The sequence below is a fragment of the Actinoplanes sp. NPDC049548 genome, assembly GCF_040676695.1.
GTDB lineage: Bacteria > Actinomycetota > Actinomycetes > Mycobacteriales > Micromonosporaceae > Actinoplanes.
Window position 1 is genome coordinate 175,470 of record NZ_JBFAPM010000003.1, and the last position, 12,360, is coordinate 187,829.

Annotated in this window: 10 protein-coding genes; 8 read left to right on the plus strand and 2 right to left on the minus strand. The window is 72.3% G+C overall.

Going from position 1 to position 12,360, the window contains the following annotated elements:
* The first annotated feature begins 309 nt into the window (after positions 1 to 309).
* Together helR and AB0J80_RS07955 are read left to right on the plus strand one after the other, a co-directional pair.
* Positions 310 to 2,514 (plus strand): RNA polymerase recycling motor ATPase HelR, encoded by a 2,205-nt coding sequence (gene helR / locus AB0J80_RS07950; RefSeq protein WP_364701642.1) that lies wholly within the window; start codon positions 310 to 312, stop codon positions 2,512 to 2,514.
* Positions 2,511 to 4,082, plus strand: coding sequence for an MDR family MFS transporter (locus AB0J80_RS07955; protein ID WP_364701645.1), 1,572 nt, complete (start codon positions 2,511 to 2,513; stop codon positions 4,080 to 4,082). The genes helR and AB0J80_RS07955 overlap by 4 nt, the downstream gene beginning before the upstream one ends.
* Here AB0J80_RS07955 and AB0J80_RS07960 read toward each other — a convergent pair.
* Complete coding sequence (locus AB0J80_RS07960; RefSeq protein WP_364701648.1) at positions 4,027 to 5,991, minus strand: amino acid transporter; 1,965 nt, start codon at positions 5,989 to 5,991, stop codon at positions 4,027 to 4,029. The two genes, AB0J80_RS07955 and AB0J80_RS07960, sit on opposite strands and share 56 nt — an antisense overlap.
* A gap of 59 nt (positions 5,992 to 6,050) precedes the next feature.
* On the opposite strand from AB0J80_RS07960, the gene AB0J80_RS07965 reads away from it, so the two are divergent.
* Together AB0J80_RS07965 and AB0J80_RS07970 are read left to right on the plus strand one after the other, a co-directional pair.
* Positions 6,051 to 6,860 (plus strand): SDR family NAD(P)-dependent oxidoreductase, encoded by an 810-nt coding sequence (locus tag AB0J80_RS07965; protein WP_364701651.1) that lies wholly within the window; start codon positions 6,051 to 6,053, stop codon positions 6,858 to 6,860.
* 75 nt (positions 6,861 to 6,935) lie between these two features.
* A complete protein-coding gene (locus AB0J80_RS07970) occupies positions 6,936 to 8,261 on the plus strand; it encodes a ferredoxin reductase family protein (RefSeq protein ID WP_364701654.1) in 1,326 nt (441 codons plus the stop codon).
* A 1-nt stretch (position 8,262) separates the two neighbouring features.
* Here the strand turns inward: AB0J80_RS07970 and AB0J80_RS07975 are convergent, their stop codons facing one another.
* Positions 8,263 to 9,045 (minus strand): inositol monophosphatase family protein, encoded by a 783-nt coding sequence (locus AB0J80_RS07975; RefSeq protein ID WP_364701657.1) that lies wholly within the window; start codon positions 9,043 to 9,045, stop codon positions 8,263 to 8,265.
* Between the two features lie 25 nt (positions 9,046 to 9,070).
* Here AB0J80_RS07975 and AB0J80_RS07980 point away from each other — a divergent pair, with 25 nt between their 5' ends.
* Genes AB0J80_RS07980 through AB0J80_RS07995 form a run of 4 tightly spaced genes read left to right on the plus strand, consistent with a single transcriptional unit; the run spans position 9,071 to position 12,353 of the window.
* The gene (locus AB0J80_RS07980) at positions 9,071 to 9,559 is read left to right on the plus strand and encodes a YbaK/EbsC family protein (RefSeq protein WP_364701660.1); all 489 of its coding nucleotides are present in this window, start codon (positions 9,071 to 9,073) and stop codon (positions 9,557 to 9,559) included.
* 50 nt (positions 9,560 to 9,609) lie between these two features.
* Entirely contained in the window at positions 9,610 to 11,064 is a 1,455-nt protein-coding gene (locus AB0J80_RS07985; RefSeq protein WP_364701663.1) for a glycosyltransferase family 39 protein, read from the plus strand.
* A gap of 9 nt (positions 11,065 to 11,073) precedes the next feature.
* Positions 11,074 to 11,775, plus strand: a complete 702-nt coding sequence (locus tag AB0J80_RS07990) for a monooxygenase (RefSeq protein WP_364701666.1) — start codon at positions 11,074 to 11,076, stop codon at positions 11,773 to 11,775.
* The gene (locus tag AB0J80_RS07995; protein ID WP_364701669.1) at positions 11,772 to 12,353 is read left to right on the plus strand and encodes a GNAT family N-acetyltransferase; all 582 of its coding nucleotides are present in this window, start codon (positions 11,772 to 11,774) and stop codon (positions 12,351 to 12,353) included. The genes AB0J80_RS07990 and AB0J80_RS07995 overlap by 4 nt, the downstream gene beginning before the upstream one ends.
* Positions 12,354 to 12,360: the final 7 nt, after the last annotated feature.

Genomic DNA, 12,360 nt, shown 5'->3' on the forward strand with positions numbered 1-12,360 from the left:
CGAACGCCGCAGGTCGGAGGTGATCTTCGAGCCCGCTGGTCGCGGGCATAAGCGGGCGGGCGGCGCGAGCGCGGACAGGCGAGCGCGGACAGGCGAGCGGCGAACTACTGGACCAGGAGTGGCAACAAGGCGCACCCTCACAAGGGCGGCAGGCCCGCGAGACCGGCGCAGATCCGACCCCGGGCAAAGAAAAAGGCAGGAGCACAATCTCCCGCCACTTTCAACATATAGCAGACCCCCGGGCTTGCCGCAAGACCCGGGTCATGCCGCAGAATCGTCGCTCGATGCCGGATTCTTCGCAATTGGGGGATGCGAAATGCGGGCTTTGCCGTCTTTGCCATCGACGCGCGGATCGGAGCTGATGGCGTGAACCCTCCGTTGACCACCAGCGTGTTCGACCTTCCCGACCACCTGTCCCATAAGGCCGATCCCCAGCTGATCGCCGATGACGAGCAGCACTTCGCCGCCATCGCGCAGAGTCTCGAGGACGTTCTCGCCGATCTCTCCGACCGGCTCGACGCCGTGCGCAAGGCGCCTGCCGGGAAGGGGCGGCAGGCGGTGGACCGGGATGAGGAGGTCTACCGGCTGACCGCCCGGCTGCGGTCGCTGCGCCGGTTCAGCCTGGACCTCTGCCTCGGCCACATGGTTCCCGCGGACGGCGGCGAGCCCGTCTACGTAGGACGCCTCGGCCTCACCGACCGCACGGGCCGCCGGTTGCTGGTCGACTGGCGTTCCCCCGTGGCCGAGCCGTTCTTCGGGGCGACCCACGCCAACCCGATGGGGCTGGTGAGCCGCCGCCGGTACCGCTGGGCCCACGGCCGGGTCGGCGACTACTGGGACGAGGTGTTCACCTCGGACGGGTTCGAGGGGCATGCCGCCGCGCTCGACGACCAGTCCGCGTTCATCGCGAGCCTGGGCGCGAACCGGTCGGGGCGGATGCGGGATGTGCTGGGGACCATTCAGGCCGACCAGGACGCCATCGTCCGGGCGGGGTCGAGCGGCGCTCTCGTCGTCGACGGCGGTCCGGGTACGGGCAAGACGGTCGTCGCCCTGCACCGCACCGCGTACCTGCTGTATTCCGATCCCCGGTTCCATCATCGCCGGGGTGGGGTGTTGTTCGTCGGGCCGCACCAGCCTTATCTGGCGTACGTCGCGGACGTCCTGCCCAACCTCGGCGAGGAGGACGTGCAGACCTGCACGCTGCGGGACCTCGTGGCGGAGGGGGCGGCGGCGGGGGTCGAGGCCGATCCGGAGGTGGCTCGCCTGAAGTCGTCCGCGGGCATGGTGCACGCGATCGAGGCGGCCGTGCGGTTCTACGAGGAGCCGCCCGCGAAGGGGATGACCGTCGCGACCGACGAGGCCGGCGTCTGGCTGAGCCCCGACGACTGGGCGGAGGCGTTCGCGGCGCCCGACCCCGGCACTGCGCACAACGAGGCGCGGGACCAGGTGTGGGAGGAGCTGCTGGCGATCCTGCTGGACAAGCTGGACGGGGACGGGTCGCGCGAGGCTCTGCTGCGCAGCCGGGAGCTGGCGGCGGCCTTCCACCGGGCGTGGCCACTGGTCGAGGCGGCGGACCTCGTCGCGGATCTGTGGTCGGTGCCGGCCTATCTGCGCAGGTGTGCGCCCTGGCTCGGCCCTGAGGACGTACGGCGGTTGCAGCGCGCGGACCCGCAGGCGTGGACGGTGTCGGACCTGCCGTTGCTGGATGCGGCGCGGCAGCGGCTGGGTGATCCGGAGGCGGTTCGGCGCCGGCGCCGGCACGACGCGGGGGCTGCCGTGCAGCGCGAGCAGATGTCCCGGGTCATCGACGATCTGCTGGATGCGCACACGTACGACGACGGTGAGGGTCTGCTGACGATGCTGCGCCAGCAGGACCTGCGGGAGGCGCTGGTCGAGGGCACCGTGTCGGAGAGCTCGAGCCCGGACCTGCTCGCCGGCCCGTTCGCGCACGTCGTCGTGGACGAGGCGCAGGAGCTGACCGATGCGGAGTGGCAGATGGTGCTGCTGCGCTGCCCCTCCCGGAGTCTCACCATCGTCGGGGACCGCGCCCAGGCGCGGCACGGGTTCAGCGAGTCGTGGCGGGAGCGGCTCGAGCGGGTCGGGATCGACCGGGTACGCCTGGCCTCGCTGACCATCAACTACCGGACGCCGGAAGAGGTCATGGCGGAGGCGGAACCGGTGATCCGGGCCGTGCTCCCCGACGCCAACGTGCCGGTTTCCGTGCGCAGCACCGGCATCCCGGTCGTCCACGGGTCCACCTCGGACCTGGACTCGATCCTCGAGACCTGGCAGGCCGGCCACCCGGAGGGGATCGCCTGCGTGATCGGCGATCCGTCGTTCCGGGGGACGTCCCGGGTCCGCTCGCTCACTCCCGAGCTCGCCAAGGGACTCGAGTTCGATCTGGTGGTCCTCCTGAGCGACGGCATCGAGGGTGCGGTCGACCGCTACGTCGCGATGACCCGGGCGACCCAGCAGCTCGTCATTCTGACCTCGACCACGGAGGATGCCCGATGACGGCGGTAAGCAGCAGGAAGATGGCGTTGTCCGGGCTGATGCTCGGCATGTTCGTGACGATTCTGGCCTCCACGATCGTGTCGACCGCGTTGCCGCGGATCATCGCCGATCTGGGCGGCTCGCAGTCCGTCTACACGTGGATCGTGACCACCGAGCTGCTCGCCATGACGGCGACCGTGCCGCTGTGGGGCAAGCTGGCCGACCTCTATCCCAGGAAGCTGCTGATCCAGGCTTCGCTCAGCCTGTTCGTCGTCGGTTCCCTGATCGCCGGCCTCACGCCGAACGTGGGGATGCTCCTGGTCAGCCGGGTCGTGCAGGGCGTGGGCGCGGGTGGCATGGGCCCGCTCGCGCTGATCGTGATGGCCGCGATGATCCCGCCGCGGGAGATGGGCCGCTACTCCGGTGTCTTCGGTGCGATCTTCGGTGCCGCGACGATCGCCGGCCCGCTGATCGGCGGCCTGCTGGTGGACACGTCGTGGCTGGGCTGGCGCTGGTGCTTCCTCATCGGCGTACCGTTCTCGCTGGCCGCGATCGCGCTGCTGCAGAAGACGCTGCGGCTGCCTCCGACGCCTCGCCGGCCGGTCCGGATCGACTGGCTGGGCGCCCTGCTGATCACTGCGGGCGTGTGCGATCTGCTGATCTGGTCGACGCTGGCCGGGCATCGCTTCCCGTGGGCGTCGGCGCCGACCGCGGTCTTCGTCGCGGGCGGGGTTCTGCTGCTCGCCCTCGCCCTGTACGTGGAGTCGCGGGCCGCGGAGCCGATCATCCGGCTGGGCATCTTCCGCAACCGGACCGTCTCGCTGACCATCGTCGCCAGCGTGCTCGTGGGCCTGGCGATGTTCGGCGGCACGGTGTTCCTGTCGCAGTACTTCCAGATCTCACTGGGCAAGTCGCCGACGGTCGCCGGGCTGATGAGCCTTCCGCTCGTCTTCGGCGTCCTGGTGTCGTCGACGGTCGCGGGCCGGCTGATCACCCGGTACGGCCGGTGGAAGGCGTACCTGGTGGCGGGCTCGGTGGTGATGACCGGCGGGATGCTGATGCTCAGCACGATCGACGCGCACACCGGCGTCGTGACGCTGGCGGTGTTCATGGCCGTGCTCGGCGCCGGCGTGGGCATGCTGATGCAGAACCTGGTGCTGGCCGCCCAGAACGACGTTCCCGCCCAGGAGCTGGGTGCGACCACGTCGTCGCTGACGTTCTTCCGCAGCATGGGCGGCGCCATCGGCGTCAGCGCCCTGGGTGCCGTGCTCGCCGGCCGGGTCACCTCGCTGCTCACCGAGCGCTTCGGCGCGGCTGCCATTGGCGGCACCGCGAAGGTGCCCGACCTGGCCGCCCTGCCGCCGCAGGTGCTGACGGTCGTCCGCGACGTCTACGGCGAGGCGACCGCCGACCTGTTCCTGGTGGGCACCCCGATCGCGCTGCTCGCCGTGGTCGCGGTCCTGTTCATCCAGGAGAAGCCGCTGCACACCCTGAGCGGCGACGAACGCCGGGCGCGGGAGGAGGCCGCCGAGGTCAGCCCACGTGGATCCCGGGACGGCGAGCCGGATCCGGCTCGCTCTTACGGATGATCTCCCGGACCACGGGCGCCGTGTCGCCCCGGCCGAGCAGCAGGTAGCGGAAGAGGTGGACCAGCGGGCTGCCCTCGGCCCACTCGAAGTGGCAGTGCGGGCGTACGCCCGTGGCGTCGCGCAGGGCGAGCAGGACGGCGGCGATCGCGTTCGGGGCGGCCGGGCTCTGCACCCGCAGGATCCTGTACGGGCCGACCTGCACGCCGTGGACGGTCAGGACGTTGCTGAACTGCGACGGGTCGGCCACGTCGATCTCGAGGAACATCAGGTCGGCCTTCCCCGGGACCGGGTTCATGCCGCGCTGCTCGCTCTCCTTCCCTCTGTACTCGTCCTCGTCGCCGGCCTGGCGGCGGTTGGCGATGAGGGTGAGCGCGCCGTCGTACGCGATCGAGTCGGCGATGAATTGGCGGGCGGCCTCGTCGAACTCGATGCGGTCGGCGCGCAGCTCGGTGGTGCGGCTCACCCGGGAGATGAGGGAGACGACGATGATGCCGCCGACGAACACGGCCGAGATGGCGATGCCGTCCGGCTTCTCGACGATGTTGTCGCCGAGCGCGTACAGCAGGACGAGGGTGAGCGCGGTGAAGCCGATGGTGGCACCGCGCTGCCGGCGCCGGGCGGCGGAGATCGCGACCGCGACGGCGCCCGACACCATCATGGCCAGGATGCCCGTCGCGTACGCGCCCGCCTGCGCGTTGACGTCCGCGCCGAACGCGATGGTGATGCCGACGCTGATCGCGGTGTAGACGAGCACGACCGGGCGTACCGCGCGGGCCCATTCCGGGGCCATGCCGTAGCCGGGCAGGTACCGCGGCACGATGTTGATGAGGCCGGCCATCGCGGAGGCGCCCGCGAACCACAGGATGAGGATGCTGCTGATGTCGTACGCGGTACCGAACGCCTCGCCGAGCTTCTCGTGGGCCAGGTAGGCCAGCGCCCGCCCGTTGGCCGCGCCGCCCGGCTCGAACTCCTCGTGCGGGATCAGCACGGTGGTGACGAAGCTGGTGAGCAGCAGGTAGACGCTCATGATGAGGGCGGCGACGGTGAGCAGCTTGCGGGTGTTACGGATCCGGGCCTCGAGCCGCTCGGCCGGGGACTTCCCGGAGGCGGCGATCAGCGGCATCATGCTGACCCCGGTCTCGAAGCCGGACAGGCCGAGCACCAGCGCCGGGAAGGCGAGGAACGCCGAGGACACCGTGCCGAGCCCGCCCGCGGCTATCCCGTCCAGCCATTGGGAGAAGGCGTGCGGGACGGTGAACACGTCGATCAGGCCGACGATCGTGACCACCGCGTTGAGCCCGAGGAAGACCGCCACGAGCGGGATGGCGACCTGCACGGCCTCGCTGAAGCCGAGCAGGAACACGAACCCGAGGATCAGCAGCAGCGCGACGGTGATCGGCACCGCGTGCCCGTGCAGGAATCCCGCCAGGTGGGGATTCTCCGACATGTGCACCGTCGCGTCGGCCGCGGACAGCGTGATCGTGATGATCCACGAGGTGGCGACGAAGCCGAGCAGCACGAGCACGAACAGCTTGCCGTACCAGAAGGGCAGCAGGTCCTCGAGCATGGCGACCGAGCCCTGGCCGTGCGGGCTCTCCTTGGCGACGCGCCGGTACATCGGGAGCATGCCGAGCAGGGTGAGCGCGACGATGAGCAGGGTGGCCAGCGGCGACAGGGCACCGGCGGCGAGCGCGGCGATGGCCGGCAGGTAGGAGAGCGTGGAGAAGTAGTCGACGCCGGTCAGCGCCATGACCTTCCACCACGGCTGCTGATGGGCCTCGTTCTCCGCCGCCTCGGGCCCGACCGGCTGCACCCGGTGGGCCAGCAGCCAGCGGGTCACCCGGTGGGCGGGGGCGGGCGTCTGCGCCGGGCTGTCGACCGACGCCGGCACGCTGATCTCGGAGCTCATCGGTTGTCAGGATGCACCATGGGTACGACTCCCGCACCGGCGGATGGGAGGTTGGTCTCATGCGCACGATCGTGATCACCGGGGCGAGCTCCGGTATCGGCCTGGCCGCGGCGCGGGACCTGGCCGCGCGAGGCGACCAGGTGGTGGTCGTGGGGCGCGATCCCCGCCGGCTGGGCGCCGCGATGACGGCGATCCGGGCGGCGGCGACCGGCCCTGAGCCGCAGGAGTTCCGGGCCGACTTCGAGTCCTTGGCACAGGTACGCACGCTCGCGGGTCACCTGCTCACGGCGTACCCGGTCATCGACGTCCTCGCGAACAACGCCGGCGGCATGCTGAGGGCGTACCGGAAGACGGTGGACGGCCTGGAGGCGACCGTCGCGAGCAACCACCTCGCGCCCTTTCTCCTGACCAACTTGCTGCGCGACGCGCTGCGCGGCGGCCGGGTGGTGAACACCTCCTCGCGGGCCCATCGGCGGGCGACGGTCGACCCGGACGACTTCGCCGGCGACCCGGCCTCGTGGGACAAGTGGCGGTCCTACGGTGCGAGCAAGGCCGCGAACATCCTGTTCACGGCGGAAGCGGCGCGGCGCTGGCCGGACATCCTGTCGGTGGCGTTCCACCCGGGTGTGGTGCGCACCAACTTCGGGGTGGGGCCGGTCACGCGCGCCTTCTTCAGGGTCAATCCGTTCCTGACGAGCGCGGAGAAGGCGGGCGAGCTGCTGACCTGGCTGGCGACCGCGCCCGCGGAGGAATTGCGCAACGGTGCTTACTATGTCGGCCACCGGGTGGTCGCGCCGGACGAACGGCTGGCGGACCCGGGTCTCGCCGCCCGGCTGTGGGATTCGAGCGCCGAAGCGACGGCTGCATAACAGATAGTCGGAATATCATTACCTTTCTCACGGAGGTCTGCCCCCGCGTCCGGCGGCTTTGTACTTTCTGACCCCGTGACCCGCGTCTCCCCCACCCCTCGCTGGTGGGCCGGCGCCGCCCGGACCGCCGCCGGTCTCAGCCTGCTCGCCGTCACCGCGCTGTGGGCGGGCGGCGCCGGCACAGGATGGGGTCCGGCCGGCCGGCTCGCGGCACTGTGGTCGGCGGATCTCATGCTGATCCAGGTCGTGCTGATGGCCCGCATCCCCCTGGTGGAGCGCTCCTTCGGCCAGGACACGCTCACCCGGTGGCACCGCTGGATCGGGTTTGCGTCGTTCCACCTGATGTTGGTCCACGTCGTCCTCGCGACCGTCGCGGCCGGAGACGATCCGCTCCGCCAGTTCGCCCGCTTCCTCGCCCACTATCCCGGCATGCTGCCGGCCACCGCCGCCACGGCGGCGGTCGTGACGGTCGCCGTCTCCTCGGTGCGCAGGGTACGGCGGCGGTTGCGCTACGAGTCATGGCATCTCCTGCACCTGTACGCGTACCTGGGCGTCGGCCTGGCGCTGCCCCACGAGCTGTGGGCGGGCGGGGACTTCGTCGACCATCCGGTGGCGCGCGCGTACTGGTGGAGCCTGTACGCCGTGGCCGCCGGCAGCGTGCTCGTGTTCCGCCTCGGCATGCCGCTGTGGCGTACGGCGCGGCACCGGCTGGTGGTCGACCACGTCGTACCGGAGGCGCACGGCCTGGTCTCGGTGTATCTGCGCGGCCGCCGCCTGGACCGGCTGCCGGTCCGCGCGGGTCAATTCTTCGTCTGGCGGTTCCTGGACGGGCCGGGATGGTCGCGCGGGAACCCGTTCTCGCTCTCCGGCCCGCCGCGCGCCGACCAGCTGCGGATCACGGTGAAGGGGCTGGGCGACGGCAGCGCCCGGGTGGCCCGGCTCGCCCCGGGCACGCGGGCGCTGATCGAGGGACCGTACGGGCGGCTCACCGCCGAGTCGTACCGCGGCGGCCCGGTGACGATGCTGGCGTGTGGCGTCGGTATCACCCCGCTGCTCGCGCTGCTCTGGGACCTGCCCTACGGCAACGGCCAGGCCACCCTGATCTACCGGGCCCGGCACTCGCGCGAGGTGGCGTTCCTCGACGAGCTCGAGTGGCTGGCCGGGCAGCGCGGCGTCCGCCTGGTCCCGCTGATCGGCCCCCGCGCCCGGCCGGGCTCGTGGCTGTCGGCGGAGTTCGCCGACTACACCGACGCGGAGGCACTGCGAGAGCTGTCCCCGGATATCGCCGGGCACGATCTGTACGTGTGCGGCCCGGACCAGTGGACGGACGCCGTCCGGGCGGCGGCGCGCGCGGCGGGCGTCCCGGCCGCCCAGGTGCACCAGGAACGGTTCGGCTGGTAGCTCAGCCGATCAGCGCCAGGAGTGCGGCGTGCGTCTGCGCGTCGGCCGCGATCACGAGGCCACCGGCCCCGGCGTGCGGCGGGCGGCCGTCGATGCCGGTGACCACGCACCCGGCGGCCCGGCACACCGCGATCCCGGCGGCGAAGTGGACGCTCTCCTCCCCGTGCCCGTCGGTGACGTAGGCGGCGCGCCGCCCGGCCGCCACCCAGGGCACGGCGAGGGTGGTGGAGAGGACCCGCGGTCGGAAACGTTCGGCGAACCGGGGATCGGCGAGCAGCTCGGCGGCCCGGAAACGGGGGGCGTTGGGGAACGGCGGATCGAGGTTGACGTCCACGAGGGTGGAGGCGGGCGACGGCGTCAGGGGCTCGTTCACGCCGTCCCGGCGTACCGCAGCGCGCTCACCGTCAGTCCAGAACACCTCTCCGGTGAACGGGTCGGCGGCCGCGGCGGCGGTGATGCCCGCAGGAGTCCGGAGGGCGACGTTCACGGCGACGAGCATGGAGCGTACGGCGAAGTTGAGCGTGCCGCAGAGCGGATCGACCAGCCACCGGCGCGCCTCGTCGCCGGTCCCGGTGCGCCCGCTTTCCTCACCGGTCACGCCGTCGTCCGGGCGGGCGGTGCGCAGCACGTCGAGCACGGCCTGTTCGGCCTCGATGTCGGCCGACGTGGCGAAGTCGCCGGCTCCCTTCTCCATCCGTGTCAGCGGTGTGCCGTACTTCGCCCGTACCACCGCGGCGCCGGCCCGGGCTGCCGAGATCGCGAGTTCCCCGTCGGTGATCGACATGCGGCGAAGGATAGACAATGGGCCGATGGAGAATCATCCCAACGTGCTGGCGGTGCGGGCCGCGCTGGACGGTGCGGACGCGCGCACGGCGTCCGGGTCCGCGCCCGAGATGGTGCTTTTCGACGAGGGTGTGCACACCGCGGCTGCGGCCGCCGCGGCGCTGTCGGTCGAGGTCGGGCAGATCGCCAACTCGCTGATCTTCGACGCGGGCGGTGAGCCGCTGCTGGTGCTCACCTCCGGCGCTCACCGGGTCGACACCGCCAAGGTCGCCGCCGCGCTGGGGCTGGCGAAGCTGGGCCGGGCCACGCCCGAGTTCGTCCGTGAACACACCGGTCAGGCGATCGGCGGGGTGGCTCCGCTCGGTCACCCCAAGCCGGTACGCACGATCGTCGACACCGCGCTGGCCCAGTACGACGAGATCTGGGCGGCCGGCGGTGTGCCGCGGGCGGTGTTCCCGATCACGTACGCGGAGCTGCTCCGGGTCACCAACGGCACGCCGATGGACGTCGCCTGAACCGCGACGAGCCGCCGGCCCGCAGCAGGCTGCTGCGGACCTCGGCGCTGGTGGTGCCGCCGTTCCTGATCACCTTGACCGTGCTGCTGGTCGGCATCGGTGACCGGCAGCTGTGGCGCGACGAGAACGCGACCTGGTGGGCGGCTTCCCAGTCGGTCGACGGCCTGCGCAAGCTGGTCGAGGTCGTGGACGCGGTCCTGTTCCCGTACTACGTCCTCATGCACGGGTGGACCAACCTGTTCGGCGACTCGGAGACGGCGCTGCGGATGCCGTCGGCGATCTTCATGGCGCTGTCCGCGGCGGTGGTCGCCCTCATCGGCCGGCGCCTCTTCGATGCGACGGCCGGCCTGGCGGCGGGACTGCTGGTGGCGGCCGTCCCGGTGATCAGCCGGTACGGCCAGGAGGCGCGCCCGTACGCGATGGCGGTGCTGGCCTCGGTGGTCGCGGTGTGGCTGCTGCTGCGCGCCCTGGAGCGGCCGACGGTGTGGCACTGGCTCGGATACGCGGTCGCGGTGCTGTGGGTCGGGTGCAGCCACGTCGTCGCGCTCATGGCCCTGGCCGCCCATGGCGTCGCCGCTCTGGCCGCCGTCCTGCGCGCCCGGGGCAGTGAGCGGCTGCGCATTCTCGTCGGGTGGCCGGTCGCGGTGGTCGGTGCGCTGTCGGCGTTCCTGCCGGTGCTGGTCGCCGGGCAGCGGCAGGGCCGCCAGATCTCCTGGATCCCGGACCCCACGTGGCGCCGGGTGCGGGCGTTCCCCGGCGAGCTGTTCCTGAGCCCCTCGATCGCCGGCTTCTTCCTGGTGCTGGGGCTCGCCGGGATCGTCGCCCTGGTCGTCGCGGACAGCGGCAAGCGGCGGTGGACCGGTGCATTCCTGGCGCTCTGGGCACTGCTGCCGCCGGTGCTCGCGTACTCCACGTTCGACAGGTTCCACTTCTTCCTGCCGCGCTACCTGCTCTTCACCGTGCCCGCGTGGATCCTGCTCGCGAGCTGGGCGATCCGCCGGGCCCTGGCCAAGGCGGCGACCGCGAAGGTCCTGCTGGTGACGATGGTGGCGGGAGCCGGTGTGGCCTACGCCGGCTGGGACGAGCAGCGCGCCGTGCGCAGCGACGCGGTCGAGAACGAGTTCGCCTTCCGCGAGGCCGCCGCCTACATCGCCGCCCGCGACCGGCCCGGTGACGGTGTCATCTTCACCGGCTACCCCTACCTGCACCGCGGCTTCCGCTACGAGTGGCGGGGTCAGCCGCTCGCCGAGCAGCCGCGAGAGGTCCTGGTCGACCAGGACCCCGCCGACGCGTACTCGTGGGTGCACCGGCCCTGCGCGGACCCGGCGGTCTGCCTCGGCGACACCCCGCGTATCTGGCTGGTCTCCTCCGACCCGGAGGGCGGCCCGCTGGCACCGCTGCCGGCCGACCAGGAGGGCGCCGTGCAGGCCCGGTACGGCGTCGGGTCGCAGGCCGTCTTCCACCGGTTGCGGGTCACCGAGCTCATCCGGGAGCCGGGCAAGTAGCGTGGCGGGATGACTCCCGTCCCGCCGCTGGTCACGCTGCACGTGTGGCGGGTGCCGCGGCGGGCCGTCGGCCGGGCTTTCCTCCGGATGGCCACCGATCCGCGCCGGTTGCGCCGGTTGCCCGGAGTGCGCTTCGGCAAGCTGCTCGGCACCGGGACCGGCACGAGCTTCGGCCCCGGCGACGCCGACCTCACCCGGTACGCGGCCGTGGTCGCCTGGGACGACGCCGGCGGTGGCGACCTGGGCCCGGTCGGGGCCGCCTGGGACGCGATCGCGGCCGGTGCCGCCCGCGCCGACCTGAGACCGCTGACCAGCCGGGGCCGGTGGTCCGGGGTCACCCCGTTCGGCGAGCCGTCCGACGGGCGCGCCGACGGCCGGGTGCTCGCGCTGACCCGGGCCCGGCTGCGCCCGGCGAGGATGCTGACGTTCTGGCGGGCGGTGCCGCCGGTGGCCCGCGAGCTCGCCGCCGCGCCCGGCCTGCTCGCCCGGTTCGGCGTCGGCGAGGCCCCGGTCGGCTGGCAGGGCACGGTGAGTGTGTGGCGCAGCGCGGCGGACCTGACCCGCTTCGCGTACCGTCAGCCGGAGCACCGCGCGGTGATCGCGCGCACGGCGGCGGTCGACTGGTACGCCGAGGAGCTGTTCGCCCGGTTCGCGGTGCTCGGTATCAGCGGCGACCACGCCGTGCTGGGCTGGCGGGAAGGAGAGCGATGAGGCTCGTCCCCTGGCAGCCGGACGACATGCTCCGGCGGCTGGACGACGTGGTGAGCGTGTACGGCGAGGCGATGGGCTACCGCGCCGAGCTGCTGCAGACCCGCCGCGGCTACATCGGCGCGCACGTGCGCCGCGCCGGCTTCCGGGCCGTCGCCACGCTGACCACCGACGGCCAGCTCGCCGGGTTCGGGTACGGCTACGCGTCCGGCCCCGGCCAGTGGTGGCACGACCAGGTCCGGTCGGCGCTCGGCGACACCGACCGGCGGCGCTGGCTGACCGGCTGCTTCGAGGTGGTGGAGCTGCACGTGCGACCGAGCGCGCAGGGCCACGGCATCGGCGCCCGCCAGCTGCGGGCGCTGCTGTCGATGGCGGACGGCTCGACCGTGCTGCTGTCGACGCCCGAGGCCGACGAGCAGCGTTCCCGGGCCTGGCGGCTGTACCGCCGCTTCGGATTCGAGGACGTCCTGCGCGACTTCTACTTCCCGGGCGACGAGCGGGCCTTCGCGATCCTGGGCCGGAGCCTGCCGCTGACCGAGCGCGCCCCCGCGGAGGGCGCCCCCGGCATTGTCGGCATCTGACCGCCGG